The sequence below is a fragment of the Microcoleus sp. Pol7_A1 genome (assembly GCF_036701085.1).
Classification (GTDB): Bacteria; Cyanobacteriota; Cyanobacteriia; order Cyanobacteriales; family Microcoleaceae; genus Microcoleus; species Microcoleus asticus.
Map to the genome: position 1 here is coordinate 88,987 of NZ_JAUBQD010000017.1, position 22,490 is coordinate 111,476.

Annotated in this window: 13 protein-coding genes; 8 read left to right on the forward strand and 5 right to left on the reverse strand. The window is 46.0% G+C overall.

What is annotated here, in order from left to right:
* Positions 1–24 precede the first annotated feature (24 nt).
* Positions 25–708 carry a 5-formyltetrahydrofolate cyclo-ligase gene (locus tag QUA20_RS12655; protein ID WP_333189169.1) on the reverse strand — a complete coding sequence of 228 codons (684 nt, stop codon included), beginning with the start codon at positions 706–708 and terminating at the stop codon, positions 25–27.
* Between the two features lie 33 nt (positions 709–741).
* Between QUA20_RS12655 and QUA20_RS12660 the strand changes: the two genes are divergently transcribed.
* Entirely contained in the window at positions 742–870 is a 129-nt protein-coding gene (locus QUA20_RS12660) for a hypothetical protein (RefSeq protein WP_333189170.1), read from the forward strand.
* A gap of 141 nt (positions 871–1,011) precedes the next feature.
* Positions 1,012–3,789 carry an AAA-like domain-containing protein gene (locus tag QUA20_RS12665; RefSeq protein WP_333189171.1) on the forward strand — a complete coding sequence of 926 codons (2,778 nt, stop codon included), beginning with the start codon at positions 1,012–1,014 and terminating at the stop codon, positions 3,787–3,789.
* A gap of 88 nt (positions 3,790–3,877) precedes the next feature.
* Here the strand turns inward: QUA20_RS12665 and QUA20_RS12670 are convergent, their stop codons facing one another.
* Positions 3,878–4,342, reverse strand: a complete 465-nt coding sequence (locus QUA20_RS12670; protein WP_333189172.1) for a COP23 domain-containing protein — start codon at positions 4,340–4,342, stop codon at positions 3,878–3,880.
* Between the two features lie 344 nt (positions 4,343–4,686).
* Between QUA20_RS12670 and QUA20_RS12675 the strand changes: the two genes are divergently transcribed.
* The 5 genes from QUA20_RS12675 (at position 4,687) to QUA20_RS12695 (ending at position 13,019) form a co-directional block, all read left to right on the forward strand.
* A complete protein-coding gene (locus QUA20_RS12675) occupies positions 4,687–5,184 on the forward strand; it encodes an HNH endonuclease (RefSeq protein ID WP_333189173.1) in 498 nt (165 codons plus the stop codon).
* A gap of 245 nt (positions 5,185–5,429) precedes the next feature.
* The gene (locus QUA20_RS12680) at positions 5,430–6,704 is read left to right on the forward strand and encodes a bifunctional oligoribonuclease/PAP phosphatase NrnA (RefSeq protein ID WP_333189174.1); all 1,275 of its coding nucleotides are present in this window, start codon (positions 5,430–5,432) and stop codon (positions 6,702–6,704) included.
* Positions 6,705–7,431: 727 nt separating this feature from the next.
* Positions 7,432–11,058 (forward strand): diguanylate cyclase domain-containing protein, encoded by a 3,627-nt coding sequence (locus QUA20_RS12685; protein WP_333189175.1) that lies wholly within the window; start codon positions 7,432–7,434, stop codon positions 11,056–11,058.
* 86 nt (positions 11,059–11,144) lie between these two features.
* Positions 11,145–11,639 carry a phosphohistidine phosphatase SixA gene (gene sixA / locus QUA20_RS12690; protein ID WP_333189176.1) on the forward strand — a complete coding sequence of 165 codons (495 nt, stop codon included), beginning with the start codon at positions 11,145–11,147 and terminating at the stop codon, positions 11,637–11,639.
* 234 nt (positions 11,640–11,873) lie between these two features.
* On the forward strand, positions 11,874–13,019 hold the full coding sequence (locus QUA20_RS12695; RefSeq protein WP_333189178.1) for a citrate synthase: 1,146 nt from the start codon (positions 11,874–11,876) through the stop codon (positions 13,017–13,019).
* Positions 13,020–13,659: 640 nt separating this feature from the next.
* Here the strand turns inward: QUA20_RS12695 and argZ are convergent.
* The 3 genes from argZ to QUA20_RS12710 form a co-directional block, all read right to left on the reverse strand.
* Entirely contained in the window at positions 13,660–15,774 is a 2,115-nt protein-coding gene (argZ, locus tag QUA20_RS12700) for a bifunctional arginine dihydrolase/ornithine cyclodeaminase (RefSeq protein WP_333189179.1), read from the reverse strand.
* Positions 15,775–16,151: 377 nt separating this feature from the next.
* A complete protein-coding gene (locus QUA20_RS12705; RefSeq protein ID WP_333189180.1) occupies positions 16,152–18,914 on the reverse strand; it encodes a PAS domain-containing protein in 2,763 nt (920 codons plus the stop codon).
* 568 nt (positions 18,915–19,482) lie between these two features.
* Complete coding sequence (locus QUA20_RS12710; RefSeq protein ID WP_333189181.1) at positions 19,483–20,421, reverse strand: glycosyltransferase family A protein; 939 nt, start codon at positions 20,419–20,421, stop codon at positions 19,483–19,485.
* 311 nt (positions 20,422–20,732) lie between these two features.
* Between QUA20_RS12710 and QUA20_RS12715 the strand changes: the two genes are divergently transcribed.
* The gene (locus QUA20_RS12715) at positions 20,733–21,935 is read left to right on the forward strand and encodes an argininosuccinate synthase (protein WP_333189182.1); all 1,203 of its coding nucleotides are present in this window, start codon (positions 20,733–20,735) and stop codon (positions 21,933–21,935) included.
* The last annotated feature ends 555 nt before the right edge of the window (positions 21,936–22,490 follow it).

The window sequence follows — 22,490 nt, forward strand, 5'->3', positions numbered from 1 at the left end:
AATTTTAGCACAGAAACTCGTTATCTAGTCTTGCTCTCTCAACTTTCGCAAAATCGGAATTTGTTTCAACTGTTCCGGCCGTATACAATTCCAGTTTAACCCTGTCGGACGCGGATAACTTGTATTAGTTTCAATTACCTCCTGGGCAGTAACAATCCAATTCAGCGCCCAATCGTGAGCTTGCATTGGCAAACGCGAATCTTCGACTATTTGCAAAGGATGCACTGTTGTTACAATTGGCGTATCGATTTTAACTAACCCGAATTCCTTCAACATAGCCAATTCTAAATCCGCAAATCCTGCACCTTTCCCGGTTCTTCCACCGTTGGGGCCTGCCGCTACGCAGCCGACTATTACTAAATCAATCGGCTCCATTTCTGCAAAACTTACCAATTTTCCGCAAGCGAGTGCTTTGCGGGCGATCGCACTTTCGGCAATTGATATATTTTGCCGCTGCAAATCCTCAGCAGTTAACTCAACAAAACAGCGCGTGCTTGTCAAGCGCGGTACTGCCATATACAGGCGTTTTCCCTCCTGCAAAGCACGCCATCGCACCGGAATTTGTGGCGAATCTGGATTGCACTTAATCGTTTTTGCTTGTTGCCATATTGGTAAAGTTGCCAATCTTTCTGCCGCTAACTCAGCACCGACAAAGTTTGGAATATGACCAAACGGATCGCCAATAGATGCGGCTTGCTGCTTCAGCAAAGACCAAATTTCAGCTCTTAACTTGTCTTTGTCGTGGTTGTATCCAGTCCAATCAGTTTTCATGCTGTAAGAAGAAGGAAGAAGGAAGAAGGAAGAAGGAAGAAGGAAGAAGGAAGAAATAAAAATGCTCATCTAGCAACTTTTTTAGCCATTTGTATCTGAGATTTAATTAAGTATATTCATTTATTGTGGTACAATTAATCATACAAAATTATAATAACCCCTCGATTATTTAGTCTCTTAGAGAGAGACTTCGTTTGACTCTCTTTGCGGTTTAAACCGCCGAAGGTTCTTTTTGATTTTATGGATTTTACAACAAAGCCCAGTTACTATCAAGTCGGTGGGAGTTTAACAAATAACGCTCCAAATTATGTGAAGCGGCAAGCAGACGACGACCTTTATAACGGATTGAAAGCCGGGGAATTTTGTTATGTTTTGAATTCCCGGCAAATGGGCAAATCTAGCTTGCAGGTGCGGACAATTCAGCGGCTGAGAAATGAAGGAATTGCTTGTGCTGCGATCGACATTTCCGAAATTGGCAACCGCGGCGTCACTCCCGAACAGTGGTATGCTGGTTTGCTACGCATTCTCGAAAATAACTTTAGCCTGTCGGATATTGTCAACGTGCGGACTTGGTGGCGCGATCGCAATTTTTTAACCCCGGTTCAAAGATTGAGCGAATTCATCGAAACCGTACTGTTACCCAACATTTTCAGCAATATTGTCATTTTTATTGACGAAATCGACAGCATTCTCGCCCTAGATTTTCCCGCCGACGATTTTTTAGCCTTAATTCGATCGTGCTACAACAAGCGCGCCAACAATTCAGAGTTCGATCGCCTAACTTGGGCCCTCTTAGGTGTAGCATCGCCCACCGATTTGTGCCGCGAGAAAAATGCCACCACCAATACCCCTTTTAATATTGGCAAGGCGATCGAATTAACTGGTTTTGACGAAACAGAAGCTCAACCGCTAGCAGCGGGGTTGGCAGAGCTTACAGACAGCCCTAATCAAGTTTTGAGAGAGGTTTTGTATTGGACGGGCGGGCAGCCTTTTTTGACTCAAAAGCTGTGCAAACTTCTGCTGGAAAATCCACAATTAATCCCGAATTTACCCCCCCCAGCCGCCCCTTGCCAAGGGGGGGAGAAAGATGCAGCCGCCCCTTGCCAAGAGGGGGAAAAAGATAAAATTAACACTTCTCAAGAGTGGGTTGAGAAGGTAGTGCACTTGAAAATCGTGGAAAATTGGGAAACTCAAGATGTGCCCGAACATTTGTCCACAATTCGCGATCGGCTTTTCAAAGAAAACCAGCGCATTGTCAGGAGACTCGGATTGTATCAGCAAATTTTAGAGCAAGCTGAAATTGTCCCCGATGGCAGTGCCGAACAAATGGAATTGCGATTGAGCGGATTAATCGTTAAGCGCCGGGAAAAATTAACAATTTCTAATCCTATTTATGAAGCTGTATTTAACAAAGAGTTAATAGAACAAAAATTAGAAAACCTCTCGCCTTACTCGGAAGCTATCAAACTCTGGCTAAATTCTAGCTGTGAAGATAATTCTCAACTGTTGCGAGGGGATGATTTGCAGTCAGCATTAGTTTGGGCGGCAGGAAAAAGTTTAAGAAACGAAGATTTTCAGTTTTTGACGGCCAGCCAAAAAGTTATTTTGAGCGACCAAAATCAACTGCTGCATTCAGCTAAACTAGAAACCCAAAAAGCTGTGTGTGATGCCGAAAAAGCTTTGATGGAAGCTGACTCTGCCAAACAAAAAGCCAAACATTGGATCAGAATCGGTTCTGCGGTACTGGCAGCATCGTTAGTGGGGGCGATCGGCTTTTCAACTCTCGCTTACCAGCGGTTTAAACTAGCACAAGCAAGTATTGAAATCGAACAAAATGGCAGCGATGCTTTACTGTTAGCGGTATCTCAAAAGACAGAAAACAGCGAAGCTTTATCAGAAGCTTTACTGAGGGCGATCGCCTCGGGAAAAAGATTAAAAACCTTGGTTAAAAACAAACACAAGCTAGAAGAATATCCGGCAACTAGACCGCTGTTAGCCTTACAAATAATTCTTGATAAAATTAGTCAACAACAGCAGACGAAAGCATCATCACTTCCGCCGCAAACCAAGATAAATTGGCAAGCTCATAAAGGTGCAGTTACCAGCATCAGTTTTAGCCCAACCAGGAAAATGTTAGCAACCGCAGGAATAGATGATAGGGTTCGGATTTGGAACTTTTCCGGGCAAAAAATTGCTGAATGGAAAGCTTTGCAGCAGTCAGTTAATATGGTAAACTTTAGCCCAAACGGTAAATTTTTAGCGACTGCCGGAAGGGACAGCACCGTTAAATTATGGAATTTATCAGGTAAAAATATTTCTCAATTGAAAGGAATTCAAGGCTCTGTTACCAGCATCAGTTTTAGTCCCGAAGGAAAGTTGTTAGCTGCGGCAGGAATAGACAGCAAGGCTGCAATTTGGAAATTGTCAAATCTGCCCAAATTAGCATCACCTAGCGTGCAAATACCGGGTCACAACGGCTTAGTGAGAAGCGTCAATTTTAGCCCAAAAGGCGATTTTTTAACAACTTTAGATGGCAAATCTACAGTCCGAATTTGGAATTTGTCGGGAAAGCTGAAAAAAACACTGCCACTTCAGGCAATTGGGCTCAGTTTCAGTTCGGATCAATACCAGTATCGCTTTGCAACAGTAACATTGAATGGCAAAGTCGCCCTGTGGGATATGTCAGAAAAAGAATTAGTTAATGAATTTCAAACATTGCATTTTGATGCGAAAGCAATTAGTTTTAGTCCCGACGGAGAACGGCTTGCTACAGTGGGAATTGACAAGAGTGTGCGGCTGTGGAATTTAGCGGGGCGACAGGTTGCTCAATTTGACTTCGAGGAGAATGTTGTTAGCGTCAGTTGGAGTCGAGACGGAAAGCAACTTGCTGTAGCTGGAAGCAACGGCACTGTCTGGCTGAGGCAGGTTGAAGGGTTAGAAGAATTGCTGAAGCAAAGCTGCAATTTTTTCACCACTCAACCGAAGTATTTTACACGAGTTTCAACTATCTGCAAGTAGGGACACGGCAATGCCGTGTCCTCTCAATAATCTGCAAGTATGACACGGCAATGCCGTGTTCCTACCCGTAGCTAATGACTTCTGACTATCAATTTATCTTAACCGGCGAAACACTTACATTAGGATTTTTGACTTTTCTTAAGAGTTCTTGTCGGGCTTGTTCGGGATTTTGCCCTTTGGGTACTTGATATAATAATCTACAGGAACCGTCTTGAGAATTAGCTGCACAAATAATTAGTTGACCGCTGGGAGATGCACCTGATGTGATAATATTCTCCCAGTTGCCTTGTGGTTGCGAGTTGTTGAGAATTCCCGAGACTCGGGTGCACCGAGTAATCGCGTCTTCTCCCGATTCATTGAAATAGTTATCAGCTAGCCACAGAATAACGGGAATATTTTTGCCTTGTTGGACAGCAATTGTAGCTGGGCGGCCGCCAGCAGCGCCGCAGAAGAATGAAGGCGTTTGGGCAAAGGCGGGACTGCTTGCTAAAATCGGAGCAACAAGGGCAATAATTGACGCGCTAAAAGCTGACTTTAAGAGCCGAAATTCCATGAGCAGTAATAAGCTTTTTCATTTAAGGTTACTAATACTCTAAAAAGTTAGACTGCTTTTTGCCGGGAAGATTAGGCATTTAGGGAAAAAAATAAAATTAATTCTGCAAATTTTTGCCATCGCACACACTGGCCTCATCGAGGCCAAAACTCAGGGAAAAATGCTCGCTGACAAACGCCGGCGGCAGAAAATAGGTGCAGCCACAGTGGGCGCAGGCGCGAAGGTATAGGGTAAAGGTGCGGTTTTTGACCGTTTTTTGCTGAGCCTTGCCCTTCCCGATCCCGCCCCACCTAAAGCCGAACCTGTGTTACTATCGGGAAAAATATTCTCTTTAATAATCAACAATGGGCAATGTTCTGGTGCTGAACGCCTCCTACGAACCCCTTAACATCACCAATTGGCGAAGGGCGGTAGTTTTGTTGCTGAAAGGAAAAGCAGAACAGGTAGAACACAACGGGAAATTTATTGCGCCAAATTTTCCGCTACCAACTGTGATCCGACTGCGGCATTACGTCCGAGTTCCCTATAAGGATATTCCGCTTACCCGCCGGAACATCTTGCACCGGGACGCGCACTCTTGTCAATACTGCGGTTATACCGGGGACGATTTGACGCTCGATCACGTGATTCCCCGATCGCGCGGAGGATGCGACACTTGGGAAAACCTCGCTACGGCGTGCGTCCGCTGCAATGTCAATAAAGGCAGCCGCACGCCAAAAGAAGCGGGAATGCCGCTGCGCTATCCGCCGAGGAAACCTCACAGCGGTCTTTATTTTGAAGTGACTAAACACGTTAAGAGCGGTATGCACAAAGAATGGCAAAAATATGTAATAGGCCTTTAAAACCCCTGTCAGCGCAAGCGCGGGGGTTTTTTGCGGAAGTTCTGATTTCTGAGATTGGTTCCTTCCTCGCAACGCACCCGGGGTGCACGAGTTAAAAAGTTAAAAAGTTAAAGACAGAATTTACGCTCTTAAATCCGGTTTCTCGTAAGAAGTATTGGCTTTGACAACAAGGCATCTACAAGCAAACCGGGTTTAAAAGCGAATGTCGCGCAAATCCTGAATAGTTAAATTGTTAATTTTTAACAATGAAAGACCATTTCCCTGCTAATTCCGATGAAACATCTGATAACCGCGAAGGTGAGCTTGAACCCAGCACCGAGGTTGTACCCAGAGTGAGTGCGCCTGGGAAACGGCGCAGCAAAGCCGAAGTTGCTTCCGAAGAGAATCGCACCAGTCTCCGCGAGGAATTGCACGATCGCAAAGTTGAGCAATTGCGCCAAATGCTCGATCGGCACAAAGGCACTCGCCAGTTAATATTGCTGCAAGATTTTCCAGACCCAGACGCACTTTCAAGCGCTTGGACTTACAAATTAATCGCCGAACAGTACGATATCCAATGCGAGATTATCTACGCCGGCGCCCTCAGCCACCAAGAAAATATTGCCTTAGTTAAATTGACAGGGTTGCCGTTGCAGCGGTGGACGCTGGAAACATTAAAAACTAAGGATTTGTCGGTGTATAAGGGCTGCGCTTTCATCGACAACCAAGGCACGACTTGTAACTTAACCGAGTTTATTTTAGCGGCTGGAGTTCCGATCGCCGCCGTCATCGACCACCACAATTTGCAGGGGGAAATGAACGCAGAATTTACCGATTTGCGCCCTCAAATCCGCGCTACAGCCACGATTTTTGCCGAGTATTTACAGGCTGGACTCCTAACTCTCGACGGCAGCGTCAGTCTGCACATCAAGTGCGCTACAGCTTTGATGCACGGTTTGCGATCGGATACAAACGCCCTCAGACAAGCTCAGGAAGAGGACTTTTTAGCTGCGGCTTATTTGAGCCGGTTTTACGACCCGCAGTTGCTGAATGCGGTGTTGCAGTCGTCTCGTTCTAAATGGGTGATGGACGCGATCGAGCGAGCGCTCAAAAACCGCACCGTCCAGAACAATTTTTCGATCGCCGGCATCGGCTACCTCCGCTATGACGATCGGGATTCTATTCCCCAAGCGGCGGACTTTTTAGTAACAGAGGAGAACGTACATACAGCCGTTGTTTATGGAATTGTTCACGACAAAGACGAAGAAATTGAAGTAGTAATTGGCTCGCTGCGAACTACTAAACTCACTCTCGACCCCGACGAATTTATTAAAGAAGCTTTCGGTCAAGATGCTCAAGGACGCTTTTTTGGCGGTGGTAGAAGTCAAGCAGGAGGTTTTGAAATTCCGGTAGGATTTCTTTCCGGCGACAATGAGAATAGCGATTATGCGAGGCTGAAATGGGAAGTATTCGATACCCAGATCAAGCAAAAGTTGCTGAAATTAATTAGTCCTAAAGACAATCCTGTTTACGATCATTAACTCTGGATTTTGTAGGTGCGGTATTTCTTCCAGCAACAGCCTTCCCAGGCTGTTGCTGGGTTCGGTCTCCGGTTGCTACCAGGTTTTGCCGCGTTTTTTTTTGCTTCCGGGCAAAATCTCAACTTGACGATCGGTCATCTACGCACTCTAACTCTCATCAACCGGGTTTTTTAAGTCTTATTGAGGGTTTGAACGAAGTAAGGGGTTTAAAAAACCCGGTTGATTTTTCCAGGAATAACAAGAATAAATTTGATTATTTTCCACAAATACACCAAAGAAACCTTTTTTTAACTATTGTAAATAAAAACAACGAAGTATTTTGAAAAACAAACCCGATTGCTGGAAAAACTTAGTTTTATATAGCTTACTAAACTCACAATATAATCCTTGAATCTTAAAAGTTTTACAGGGTTATTTTTTTGATATTTCCAAATTAATTGCTTAAATAAATTACAATTTTTTAGAGTTGGTGAGGAAACTTTAGCTAACTTTTTATATAAAAAAGCCGCTCAAGAAGCCAAATAGAGACGGAAAAACATAAATTATTGGCTAACTCACATAAAAAATAAAATTTGTACCATTTCATTAAAGTTTTAATCCAAACATAAAGTGTTGGTTTCGTTCCTCAACCAAACAAGCAGTTGCTACGGCTTAAAACAAATTATTATATTTTTTGGTGGCGGGTTAGAATAGTAAAAAAATACTTAACAAAAAAAGGAACACGGAGATGTCTACAAAAGAGACTTTCTCTTGGTCATTAGAGAATATTCTAGAAAAAATTACTGAAATTGCACTTCAAATCAACGACTTGGGCGATCTGGAGACAATTTTGCAATGTGCGGTAGAAGAAACGAGGGTGCTGCTGCAAACCGATCGCGTGATTATTTATCGCTTCCTACCACAGGGAGATGGCGTAGTATTTGCTGAATCGGTTGATGCTCAGTGGCCGCGAATCCTAGGAAAACAGATTTATGATTCTTGCTTTGAAGCTACCTGGGTAGAGCGTTACAGCCAGGGACAAACTAGCAGCATTTCTGATATTCACAGCGGTCATCTTCAAGCTTGTGATGTCGAATTGCTCGATCGCACCCAGGTTCAGGCAAATTTAGTTGTGCCAATCTTGCTAGATGGCAAACAGCAGCAATCTCCGAAGCTTTGGGGACTGTTGATTGCTCATGAATGCCGAAGTCCGCGTCAGTGGGAACCTCTCGACGTTCAGATCCTGCAACACGTTGCAGTGCTGCTTGGGTTGAGGATGCGGCACCTGATATCTCACCACCCGGTGCTGCCGCCAAATCAACCGCCGGAACTCAAAACAGAACCGAATCAAACTGCAATTAATACAGACAGCGCGCCAATAGTCCATGAAAATTGCCTGCAACCAGAGTTTGCCTGTTCCCTGAGCGGGGGTATTGTCCACCTCAGAGCCTTTGAGTTATTGCAAAACCCGATCTGGATATTTGATATTGAGCATTTGCAAATGTGGTGGGCCAACCAAGCATCCTTGTACCTGTGGAACGCTTCTAGCCAGCAAGAACTTGCGAGCCGCAACTTTAGCGATGTGTCAGAGTCTACTCGGATTCGCTTGCAGACATATCTGCAGCAGTTTAAGCAAGGCAAAACCTTGTCCGAGCAGTGGACGTTTTACCCGGGCGGTCAGCCTGTTTCTGTCCGCTGTCGGTGTTCTGGGATCGGGATAGAGAGCGGGCGTTTGGCAATGCTGGTCGAGGGTACGGTCGAAAGCGCTCATCAAATGGAGCCGGAAATCCTGCGATCGATCGAGGCACTCCGGCACACCACGCTCATGGTTTCCCTGTACACCCTAGAAGGCTTACCGCTGCTGGAAAACCCGGCGGCCTTGCGCTGTTATGGGGATGCGCTGCACCCTCGCTCTGCGTCAGACAATGCTTTTCTGAGCCACTTTGTTGACCCTCAGGTAGGAGAGCGAGCAATGGGAGTTCAAGGGTACGGCGAGGTCTCGATCACTGAGGCTCAAGTGATAACTCTGGCGGGGATTCGCTGGCACAGGATCGACGTGCGGTGTACCAAAGACCCGGTAACAGGCAACCCGATGTTGGTCGTCAACGAAAATGACATTACCGCTAGTCGCCAGCAAACAGAAACTGCCCTGCAACAGAATGAAACCAGGTTGTCAGAAGCCCAGCGGGTTGCCCACATCGGTAGCTGGGAATGGGACGCGATTACGGGTAAAATTACCTGGTCTCCCCAACTATTTGAGATTTTGGGACGCGACAGGGCACTGGGCGAACCTACCTATGAAGAAAACCTGCGGATTTACCATCCCGAAAGTGCCAAACAGCTACAAATGGTAGTTCAACGAGCGCTGACTCGGGGAGAGCCTTATCTATTGCGCCTCAAAGTCTTGCGCCCGAATGGTTCTATCCGCCATACCGAAGCCAGAGGACAGGTCGAACTCAATGCAGAGGGACAAGTCATTCGGTTGTTTGGTACATCCCAAGACATTACGGATCTTGTCCAGGCGGAAACAGAACTCAGAGAAATGAGTACAGCTCTTGCTAATGCGGTGGACGGCATCTCGCGCCTGGATATTTTCGGACGGTATATCACAGTTAATCAAGCCTACGCCAATATAGCGGGTTATCAACCTGAAGAAATGGTGGGTATGAATTGGCAGAAAACAGTTCATCCTGAGGACTGCGACAGGATGATAGCGGCTTATCAAAAAATGCGAGCCGAGGGCCGAGTGGAGGTTGAGGCCCGCGGTATCAGGAAAGATGGTTCGATTTTTTACAAGCAATTGGTGATGTTGGCAGCCTACGACTCGCAGGAGCGAGCGATCGGGCATCACTGCTTTATGAAGGATATCACCGATCGCAAGCAAGCAGAAGCAGCATTACAACAAGAGTTCGAGCGTCTGAGTATAGTGATTGCTACCCAACAGAAAATCGCCATCCACAATCCCAATCTCGATGCAGTCATGGCCGTGATTGCAGAGAGGACTCAAGATTTGACCCGCGCCGATGGAGCAGTGATTGAAATTGTGGAAGGGGATGAATTGGTGTATCGGGCAGCCAGCGGTATCGCCACCCCCTATATTGGATTACGGATCAAAGTAGGGACAAGTTTATCGGGAAAATGTATTGCGACGGGTCAAATCATGCTTTGCGAGGATTCAGAAACCGATGCACGGGTAAATCGGGCTGCCTGCGAGCGCATTGGTCTCCGGTCAATGGTGGTTGTTCCCTTGTTCTATCAGGACGATCGGGTTGGCGTCTTAAAAGTGCTTTCAGCTACACCCTCTGCCTTTACAGAGTCAGATATCCAGACTTTACAACTGATGGCCGGGTTTCTGGCAAGCAGCCTGCATCTGGCTTCAGAATTTGATGCTAAGAACATTCTCCTGAGTCAATTGCAGGAAAGCGAGGAACGGTACCGTTCTGTGATTATCACCATGACAGAAGGTGTCGTACTCCAGCTAGCAGACGGACAAATTACTGCCTGCAATGCTAGTGCCGAAAGGATTATCGGGCTGACCCCGGAGCAAATGATGGGGCACACATCGATAGAAGATTTAGACTGGCGAACCGTTCGGGAGGATGGCGAACCGTTCCCGGGCGAACAGCATCCGGCAACAATTACCCTGCGCACGGGACAACCGCAATCGAATGTGGTTATGGGCATTCACAAATCGGATAAAACGCTGACTTGGATCTCGATTAATTCTCAACCGCTGTTCCATCTCAATCAGTCTCAACCCTATGCAGTAGTGACGACTTTTGCTGATATTACAGAACGCAAGCGGGCAGATGAGATGCTAAGACACCGGGCGGAACGAGAAAGATTAATTGCTACGACAGATGGGCTAACACAAGTAGCAAACCGCCGCTGTTTTGATGAGCGGTTGCAGTCGGAATGGCACCGACTGATGCAGGGCAAACAACAGCTTTCGTTGATTATGTTGGATGTAGATTATTTCAAGCGATATAACGATTGCTACGGACATCAAGCTGGGGATACTTGTTTGGTGAAAGTCGCGAAAGCCGCAGCAGCCGCGGTTAAACGTTCTACCGATTTGTTTGTGCGCTATGGGGGCGAAGAATTCGCTGCTATCCTGCCGAATACGGATGCTGCAGGGGCGATCGCGGTTGCGGAGTCGATGCGTCAGGCAATCCGACAGTTGGCAGTCCCTCACGAGCAATCTGATGTGAGCGCGATCGTGACCGTTAGCATGGGAATTGCGACTGTGATTCCCTCCTTGGCAACATCACCGGATGAACTCGTTGCCCTCGCCGATCGAGCATTGTACGATGCGAAACGACAAGGGCGCGATCGCTACACAAGCGCAAACCAGATAACGGCGCCAGAGGTCTAATCCAGTTGTAGAATAGGCAAAAGAAGGTAGGTATATCCTAGACCGCTCCTAGAAAAATGGGATAAAATGCCTGGAAGTATTGATATATGGTTATTTACCTGATCCGCCACGGTATCGCAGCCTCACCCGAAGAATACGATACAGATTCAGAACGCCCGCTCACTAAAGAGGGCGATCGTAAAACCCGGAAAATCGCCCAGCGGCTGTACGAACTCGAAATTCAGTTTGACCTGATTCTGACCAGTCCCCTACTGCGGGCGCAGCAAACCGCCCAAATCCTGCAAACAGTCGGTCTCAGTTCCAAAATAGAAGAATCCGCCGCCCTCGCACCTTCAGGAGGCATCGGGAACTGGCTGGAGTGGTACAAACAGTGGCAGGAAATAGGTAGCAGCAGCTTGGCCCTGGTCGGCCACCAACCAGATTTAGGCCATTGGGCAGAAACTTTGCTTTGGGCTCGATCGCAAGATGCCCTGATTCTCAAAAAAGCAGGTATCATCGGCTTAATCCTCCCGGAAACCGGGTCCCCAGTGGGCCGCAGCCAAATGTTTTGGCTAACTCCGCCCAAGTTTTTGCTGCCCTAGAAACAGCGAACCGCCCTGACAGTAACAGGAGGCGCCAGCCCTCTTAAACCCGCATTCCCGGACGCCAAAACCGGGAAAAAGGGGCGAAAATACGCAGCGGTGCGATCGGGTTCTCGGTTGAAAAACCCGGTTTCTGAACCGCAATTAAATGATTATTTGTCAAGACTGTGACACTATCTTGGTTTCTGGTAATGTACTTTTAGTATTGTTCAACTCACACAAAACGGTATCGCAATGGTCGTCGGCGAATTCAAACCAGGTTTAGAAGGTGTTCCCGCCACCTTGTCCAGCATTAGCTACGTCGATGGACAAAAAGGATTGCTGGAATATCGCGGGATTAGCATCGAGGAACTAGCACTGAAAAGTTCCTTTGTTGAAACTTCATATTTATTAATCTGGGGGGTACTTCCGACAAAGGAAGAACTAGAAGCTTTCGAGCATGAAATTCGGTATCACCGCCGGATCAAATATCGCATCCGGGACATGATGAAATGCTTTCCTGAAAGAGGACATCCAATGGACGCCCTGCAAGCTTCAGCGGCCGCCCTGGGCTTGTTCTACTCGCGCCGAGCTCTCCCCAACCAGGGATACATTCGAGAAGCTGTAGTGCGGCTGCTAGCTAAGATTCCCACAATGGTAGCAGCGTTCCAGCAAATGCGACGGGGAAATGATCCGGTGCGGCCGAGGGATGATTTGAACTACTCGGCTAACTTTCTTTATATGCTCAACGAGCAAGAACCCGATCCGCTGTTAGCTAGCATTTTTGACACTTGTCTGACTCTCCACGCTGAACATACAATTAATGCCTCTACATTTTCGGCAATGGTAACAGCTTCGACGCTGACAGACCCTTACGGAGTGATTGCTTCAGCCGTTGGCACTTTGGCTGGGCCACTGCACGGGGGAGCTAATGAAGAAGTGATTGATATGTTGGAGCAAATTGGTTCGGTAGAAAACGTGCGGGCTTTTGTCGAGAAGAGCGTTGCAAATAAAGACAAAATCATGGGCTTCGGTCACCGAGTTTACAAGGTGAAAGATCCGAGAGCAACTATTCTTCAGAGGTTAGCGGAACAGTTGTTTGAGAACTTCGGCCACGACGATTATTACGACATTGCTGTCAAGTTGGAAGAAGTGGTTGAGGAGAACTTGGGTCACAAAGGAATTTATGCAAATGTAGATTTCTATTCTGGTCTGGTTTACCGAAAAATGGGAATTCCCATCGACTTGTTTACGCCGGTTTTTGCGATCGCCCGCGTTGCCGGCTGGTTGGCCCACTGGAAGGAACAACTAGAGGCAAACCGCATTTACCGCCCGACTCAAATATATACGGGAACTCACGGTGCTCCTTATATTGCGATCGAGGACAGACTCCCATCCTAAAGCAAAATTATCAACCCAGATATGTAAATGGCGAGAAGAATTGTTTTGCAAAGTGAAGTGTTGAATTAAACATTGCTTTCGCGTTGCGACTCAGGAAGCAATCTCTCTCTGTCTGCCAAAAGCTGCCGTGCTGGGTTGCACCCCTCTTGTATATTGTGCTGTTTGTTGGCAACAATAGTAAGAAGTGACGATTTTCAGGAACTCCGGTCCTCAGGCTTGCGGGTCTGAGGCTTTTTATTGCAATATCAAAGTTGTAGGCAATATAGGGGCGGGTCGATCTAAATCGCTAAAAAAGCGCGAAAGAGCAAGTAAACCCGCCCCAGCCACCCTCTGATTTACGAATAGCTTTCGATAGGGTGCGATCGCACGCATCGTTTATTACCCTCAGTATTTTACAGCAATTATTCCGTAAAGTTGCTTGTTTGCTCCTGCCCTCTAATTCATCGACTCTCGCTAGATCATCTTCATTTCTGCCTTCTAAAATACAATTTCTGAGGTCTATTAATTCTTGTACCATCGCTTTTTGCTTCAAAATTTCTAGGAATTAGTAAGGTGCGCAATGCGCACCCTACTAACCTCTATTCTTCAGTCTCTTACAGAGGGACGAAAGTTTGTATAGACGCGGTTTCAACCGCCAAGTCTACACGGATTGAGTTACATGATGGCGACTGGTCAATTTATCCAATTGATTCACCAACAAACTTAGGAACAATCCCACATCGGTAACAACTCCAGTAGATTCGATCGACCCCCGATCGCTCAATTTCGTCACCACCGCCGGATTAATGTCCACACAGACCATCTTCACACCCGCCGGCGTCATATTTCCCACGCCAATTGAGTGCAGCATAGACGACAGCATTAACACCATATCTGCACCCCGTAACAGCTCAGTATATTCTTCTTGAGCCTTAACTAAATCCATTTGCGTGTCAGGAAGCGGCCCGTCATCGCGGATCGAACCTGCTAGGGAAAAGGGTATATTATGCTTCACGCACTCGTACATCACACCGTTAGTAACCAGCCCGGCTTCAACAGCTTTTGCAATACTCCCGTAACGCCGTACAGTGTTAATTATTTTCAGGTGATGGCGGTGTCCGCCGCGCACCGCTACGCCGCGTTTCATGTCAACTCCTAAAGAAGTTCCCATATTCGATTGTTCCATGTCGTGAACTGCGATCGCATTTCCGCCCAACAACGCTTGCACGTAACCTTCACGAATTAAGTGCGCTAAATGTTCGCCACCGCCGGTGTGGATGACAACAGGCCCTGCCGTAACTACAACTTTGCCACCGCGATCGCGAATTTGGCGCAATTCCCACGCTACTTGTTCTACTACCAATTCGACGCGGCGTTCGCTAGAAACGCTGCCCGACATAAAGCTGAATTCTTGAGAATTGCGCTGTTCCCGCGATTCTGTTTTGCGGATGGTGCGGATGCCGACCACATCAACAACTACTTTTTCACCTACTTTTAAATCGCGCAATAATTTGCATTTTGCCACTGGGCCTTCTGCCGCTTCTGTAATAGCTACTGCTCCATCCATCCGCTGATTTTGTACCTTCACCCACTGGTTCTTTACCCGCACTTCCGTGGGATAAATCGTACTCACATAAAAGTCGTCCGGGCCGACGCCATCTTGCACTACAGGCTCTAAAATAGCGTCGCAAATCTCTTGGGGCGGGGGCACTGCACCCAAGTCAATCAGCAGTCCCATGATTTCTTCCATCACATCGTGGGAAGGAGCCGAAACTTTAACGTCTGCAGATGATGTGCTTTGCCGCTGCTCTCCTAAATTGAAATTGAGCACTTGGAAACTGCCGCCGTTTTCGATAATTAAGTCTAAAGCGCGGCTGATTAAACCGGCATCGAGCAAGTGACCTTCCATGCGAATTGTGCGGCTTTCTACCATCACGTTTGCCGATCGCTCTTCTTGCACAGGTTCCGTTACCCGCAGCGTCAAACACTTAGCAGCACCGCCAGCTTTGAGGAATTCGCTCAGCGGCGTTTCAATCACTTGAAAACCGGCCTTAGTGATGCGCGTTTTCAAGGCTTCGCTAACCTTGTTCATTACCACAATTTTGTCAATATTGACGGCATTGCAGGCAAAATTTGCGGCATCTGCTTCTTCAATGGCAATGCGTTTTTCCGGCGCCACTCGCATTTCAATTAAGCGGTTTGAGTAGGAATCAAATGCGGCTGGATAGTAGAGCAAATAGCCGCCTGTCAGGGGACAAAAACAGGTATCTAGGTGATAGAAACGTTCGTCAACTAAACGCAGCGAAAGCACTTCAATGTTGAGCCATTTTGCTAGTAACGGGTGCGAGTCTAGTTCGGAACGGAAGCCGTATCCGGCCCACAACCAGCGTCCTTCGCGATCGAGCAAAGCATCGCCAGCGCCCTCAAACGGCAAGTCTTTCGGGAGTTCGTGCACGGTGAAACCTTTGCTTTCAAACCATGCTTTGAAATAGGGCTCTTCGCCTTGGCGTTCTTTGTGATAGAAACGGCTGAGGACGAAGGTATTGCCTAACAGCAAGCCTGCGTTGGCGGTGAAAACCATATCCGGCCAGCCTTTTTCTGGCGGTACGAGGTCTACCACGGCGTTGTCTTTGAGGACGTGGTAGAGTTTTTCCCACTGTTCGACGGCGCGATCGCGCGATGATTTGTGGACATTTCCCTCCATCCACGGATTAATCACGTAGTCTACATCGTAGTGGTCGGGAGCGCACATGAGGAAGCGAATTGAGTCAGTCATAATTCAGTTAAAATGTGGTAGACGCTACAGCAGACGTATGTTGACAGAGTTTGTATAATAGCAACTGTAATATTCACTACTAATTTTAGCAGCGCAACGTCTGGAGCCTCTAAAGGCTAACTCTTTATTTTATCATGTTTAGGATGACATTAAACTAAATGACAAATCGTTCACAGGAAATACTAGATAAAATGTCAGGTTAGGACGCACCATAGAATAGGTTCTGATAGACGATTAATATAATCTTTGTTGAATTGCCTCCAATCTGACGGTAGGGGCGCGTTTATGCTCGTCTCTGGCTTATATTATAGATTGTTGGTAAACTGGTCACTACAAGAATTATGGTTAATTTACCGGACAAGATATAACAGCTTATCCTAACTTTTAACTTTCAACTTTTGCGAAATCGGCAGTTCGATCGCAAATTCTGTCCCCCGGCCAACTTCTGAATGACACTCCAACTTACCGCCGTGGGTGTCTTTAACAATTTGGTAACTAATCGACAACCCCAAACCAGTGCCGCTGCCGATCGGTTTAGTAGTAAAAAACGGGTCAAACATCCTTGACTGAACTTCGGGACGGATACCGGGCCCGCTGTCAGAAATCCTCACACACACTTGATTGTCGCTGCTGACTTCAGTAACAATGCGAATTTGGTTAACTTTGCAAGTACAGTTTGCTGATGACTCTTCCACAGCGTCGATCGCATTCGACAGTAAATTCATAAATACCTGATTTAATTGAGCCGGATAACACTCGACTTTTGGCAGTTCGCCGTAATTTTTAATAACTTGAATTTCCCCACGTTTTACTTGTGACTGCAATCGGTGCTGCAAAATCACCAAAGTGCTCTCTATCCCTTCGTGGATATCTATTACTTTGCGCTCTGTTTCGTCGAGTCTTGAAAAGTTTCGCAAAGACAGCACGATCTGCTTAATGCGGTTAGCACCTTCTTGCATTGAAGCCAGGATTTTCGGAAAATCCTCAGCGATAAAATCTACTTCTATTTCTGCCAATCTTTCGTCAATTTCGGCAACTGGTTCGGGATAGTGTTGCTGGTAGAGATCGATTAAGTTTACCAAATCGCGAGCGTACTGTGCGGCGGGAATAATATTACCGTAGATGAAGTTGACGGGGTTATTAATTTCGTGGGCTACTCCCGCTACCATTTGCCCGATAGTTGACATTTTTTCGGCTTGAATGAGCTGGGTTTGAGCATTTTTTAAGTCTTCCAGAGTTTGTTCTAGCTGTTGCGCTTTTTCTCGTTCTCGCTGTTCGCTAATTTGCAAAGCTGCTTCGGCTTGTTTGCGATCGCTAATATCCATGACTGTTCCCAACAGTTTGATTACTTCTGCGGTTTCGTTAAAAACAGCTTCTCCCCTTCCTTCCAGGTATAGAATTTGCCCGCTGGGATGCAAAAATCGGAACTCTTTTTTGTAAGAAATTCCTTGTGATATAGTCAGGTGGACACTTTGTTGGAACAAGTCTCTGTCGTCGGGATGACACATCTTTAAAAGTTTGGCAGAGCTTGGTTCAGTTGCGGTTGAGTTAAGACCAAAAATGCGGAATACTTCTTCTGACCAAGTAATTTTTTTGGTGAGTAAATCAAATTCCCAACTGCCGATATGGGCAATTTTCTGGGCTGCTGCTAGACTAGCTTCGCTCTGCTGAAGTTTAAGTCGCTGTTGTTTATCTTGTTCGAGAAGATTGGCTTGAGCGATCGCAATTCCCATTTGTGCCGCCACACCTTTCAATAATCCGATCTCATCTTGCGTCCAGTGGCGGGGGCGATCGTACTGGTGCAAGCATATCATTCCGTTAGCTTTTCCCTGGTAGGAAGTGCGGATGGAGATCATCGACTTCAAACCTATTTGACAGTACAATTCTCTGACGTTTTCTAGCAGAGGTTCGGCAAAGACATCATCAGCAACTACAGCTTGATCTTGGGATAATAAAAACTGAGTGTGACGATTGCCCTTTACGGGTATTTCTACATCTAAAAGCGATTTAGACGCGGTTTTTCTGTACTCAGCCACATTAAAAATGCGGGGATTTGGGTGTTCTTTGTAGGTGTGAATCAAGCAGCAATCGGCATTAAAAATTCGACCTATTTGGGCCGCCACTGTTTGAAAAATTTGATCCTGCTTTAAGCTGTAGCGAATTTCCAGAGTAATTGTTTCTAGCAGAAATCTTTGCTTGATTTGCCGTTCCAAAGCAGCTAAAGCTGTTTTAAGTTCGAGTTCAGCTTGTTTGCGATCGCTAATTTCAGTAGCAGTTCCCAGAATTTTCCAAGGTTTGTCGTCTGCTGTTCTGGCAAAAACGGTATCCCGACTCAAAAACCAGCTATATTCACCGTTTTTGTGCTGAATTCGGTACTCAAACTCAAAGCTTTCACCGTCTTTTGCTGTCTCAATCCTGCTCATGTGTTCTGAGAATCCCGGCAAATCGTCAGGGTGTATTAAGTTATGAATAAATGCTCCTGTCATCTGTTGTATTTCTTCAAGGCTGTAGCCAATATCGCTATAAATTTCGCGGTTAATATACAGAGTTCGCTGTTCTATCAAATCGTAAACGTACAAAAGATTAGGATTCGTTTGAATTACTGCCGACAGCCAGCGTTGGCTGTCTCGGAGTTCTGCTTCGATCCGCTTGCGTTCTTCTATTTCTGCTTGCAGTTGCGCATTTTGTGCTAAAACTTGCTTATAAAGCCGGCTCAGAAGCAGTTTATTTTCGACGCGACTCACCACTTCTTCTGTTTGAAACGGTTTAGTAATGTAGTCTACTGCCCCCAGCGAAAAAGCTTTTACTTTATCAAAAACTTCATTTAAAGAACTGATAAAAATCACAGGAATATCTTTGGTTTCCGGACAAGCTTTTAGCTGTTCGCAGACTTGATAGCCATCCATACCTGGCATCAGGATGTCCAGCAAAATCAAATCAGGTGGACTCGATAGAGCAAAGTTGAGAGCCAATTTGCCATCCCGTGTCGGCCGAACTTTATATCCCCGCTTAGACAAAAGCTGGGATAAAAGCCGCAAGCTTTCTGGGTGGTCGTCCACCATTAAAATATTTTCTTGTAAGACAGTGTTTTGAAGTGTAAGAGTTTCTAGTCTTGGATCTTTACCGTCAGTTGTATTCACAGCAGGCTCTCGAACTATTGAATTTTATTTGGGGGAACCTTTTTAAAGCTATTAACCGCTTGTACCTCACACTTCCCGGGAAATTAGCACAACTATCGGCTATATATAGCGTACTCCTAAATCATCTATCATAATATCAAAAATGAGCGTCCTTTGAAAATGTTTGCGGCTCAAATTATCGCAGTCAATCGAGTGAAAAGCAGAGCTTGCTCAAAGCACAGGCTAAGCAACTTTGATTAAACATAAAACTTTTACAGTGTCTATAACCAGGTTTCGCCTGCATTTACTGAGTGACTCAGTGTTAGGTTTTTTCAGTAGATCTACTTACTCTAAACGCCAACTAAACCAGCCATGACTATTGGTGTCAAGTTAAGACTAAAATCCTTTGTCTGTCTTGTTTGTATCCAAGTCTTGAACCCCCTAAATTGCCCTTTTTAAGCAGGGCTAGGGGGATTTTGGCCTAACTGTAAAACAGTATACCGTTACTACATTGGAGCTTAAATTGACACCAATACGCCCTGAAAAACTCCTACAATATCTCATATTTTATTTGCGCCATCGGGCTGATTTATGGTATCTTTGTCTCGGTCTGCAATTCCCCGCTTGCGGCGTACACGGCTTTAACGTTATACCAATTCAGAAAAATCCGAGCAATTTCTAAAGCTAACTGCGGCTTGCCTCGGTCAATCAACCACTGCAAAAAAGGAGCCATCGTCCGCTCGTTCAGCATCCCGCCCAATGATAAAACTCCCCAGAGTATTTGATGCAAAAAAGTCATTTGTATCATCATTCGTACTTCCCAACTTGGGTGTTTTTGATAAAACAAAACTCCCATTCTGCCCCGCTGAATTTCTCTGTCAATCATGCCCGGAATTTGCTTTAAACTAAAAGGTGGATGCCAGTGATATCCGACAGCAGCCGGACATTTAATCAGTTTCAAACCTAACTTTTTTAACCTGACACCCAATTCTAAATCTTCCCATCCGTACAGTTGAAACCGAGTGTCAAACAGTCCAGCACCCAGCAGCCAGTGGCGGGCGATCGCCACATTTCCCGTAGCAAAATAAGCCGCCGAAAAATCCGTTATTTTGTAAGGTTCCGAAGTAGGATTGTCGAAATTGCAAGTATTAATCACGCTGCCGTAAGTAAAAACCGCATCAGTATCTTTGTAACCCTGTAGCAAAGCATCGGCGTGTGCTTGCAAAAAATGCTCTGTTACCACCAAATCGCTGTCAATAAAAATAATCGTATCGCCCTTAGCATCTTCAACGCCCAAATTCCGGGCCGCCGCCGGGCCTTGGTGACATTGGGCGATCGATCGCACATGAGGCAACAAGTCCGCATCTGCCGCCAACCACTCCAGCGTCCCGTCAGTCGAGCCGTCGTCCACGACAATTACTTCATACTCTCTGACAATCTCACCGAACTGCTGATTTTCCAAAGCCAGCAGACATTTTGCCAAAATCGGTTTACGATTGTACGTCGGAATCACAACACTAAAAAACACGCCTTTTCCCCATTGCCACAGTTACCGTATCCCACGGTAACAGATTTTCCGCAGCAACTCCTCCGCAAAATAGCAAACTTTAGCAAAAAAAGAATATATAAATCTGTACTATTTCTGACAAGAATCGATGTCAATTAGGTGCATAATGAAAAGTCGGTTAAATCGGATATCTTGCACCATTCTCAGAAACAGGCTTTCGGGCCTGTTCCACACAAATTAAATTTTCTTGTGGGTTGGGCATCTTGCCCGCCCCGGAGCGGGATTATAGTAAATGGTGCAAGATGTCAGTTAAATTCAGGATGTAAATAGCAATGAGTCGCGCTAAAAAAGTTGTGCTAGCATATTCGGGCGGAGTCGATACCTCCGTCTGCATTCCTTACCTCAAAAACGAGTGGGGTGTGGAAGAGGTAATTACTCTGGCCGCGGATTTGGGACAGGGAGACGAATTAGAACCGATCCGCAAAAAAGCTTTGGCATCCGGTGCTTCGGAATCGCTGGTAATCGATGCTACCGAGGAATTTGTCAAAAACTATGCGTTTCCAGCAATTCAAGCTAACGCACTTTACGAAAATCGCTATCCCCTTTCTACGGCGCTGGCTCGCCCGCTAATTGCTAAATTGTTAGTAGAAGCTGCGGAAAAATACGGTGCAGATGCGATCGCCCACGGGTGTACGGGTAAAGGAAACGATCAAGTGCGGTTCGATGTGTCGATCGGCGCGCTCAATCCCAAGATTAAAATCTTAGCACCGGCGCGGGAGTGGAAAATGAGCCGCGAGGAAACGATCGCATACGGCGAGAAATGCGGCATTCCGTCGCCCGTGAAAAAATCTTCTCCTTACAGCATCGATCGCAACTTGTTGGGAATGGCTATTGAAGCCGGAATCCTCGAAGATCCTTGGGCGGAACCGCCGGAAGAGGTGTATTTGATGACAAAGGCGATCGAGCAAACTCCCGACACACCAGAATATATTGAAATCGGTTTCGATTGCGGAAATCCTGTCAGTTTAAACGGCAAAGATTTATCACCAGTCGCCTTAATTTCCCAACTCAACGAAATAGTTGGAAATCACGGAGTCGGGCGCATCGACATGATTGAAAACCGCCTAGTCGGAATTAAATCGCGGGAAATTTACGAAACACCAGCGATTTTAGTTTTGATGCACGCGCACCGGGACTTAGAAAGTTTGACTCTGACAGCAGATGTAACGCGATACAAGCGAGGCATCGAAGAAACCTACAGCCAAATGATTTACAACGGTCTTTGGTACAATCCTTTGAAAACAGCTTTAGACGCATTTATTCAGGACACGCAAAAGCGAGTAACTGGAACTGTGCGGCTCAAACTGTTCAAAGGAAATGCCACAATTGTCGGCCGCAAATCCGAAAATTCCCTGTACAGTTTCGATTTAGCAACCTACGGCGCAGAGGACGAATTCGACCACAAAGCGGCCGAAGGCTTTGTCTACGTTTGGGGACTGCCAACCCGCATTTGGTCGGAGAAAAATAGGGGTTAGTGTTAATTACAATCGGATTAGAAAGCCGATGTTAACCCGCCGAATCGAATTCGAGGCTACACAAACAAAGTCCGGATGGTGCGTGGACTAAGAGTAAGGTGCGCAATGCGCACCTTATTTGCTAAATGAATTGCTAGCGCAGATATTGTGCTGAATTAACCATGCTATAATAACTATAAAATTTAACTCCTGGAAATACACCAAAATACCTGACAATTACAGAAGCGCAACAACAACTGCCAAAGTAGCGCGATGACTTAGCAGCAGAGCCAGCTATCATCACTAAGGATGGAAAATCGGCAATCATTGTGCTCAGTTTTAAACAATTTGAATCTCTGTTAGAAACCATATAAATTCTCTACGGTCGCGAATTTATTGCCCAGTTGCAATGCGGTATTCAACAAGCCCATAGGGGAAAAATAATAGACTTACAACAGTTAAAAGCAGATTTTAAACTTTGACATCACTAAAAAATGGAGGGAGCGTGTCACTTTTGCGATGAGTATTTATACTCAAACATTTCTTCGCTTACCAATTAAGCCATTTAAGTAAGCA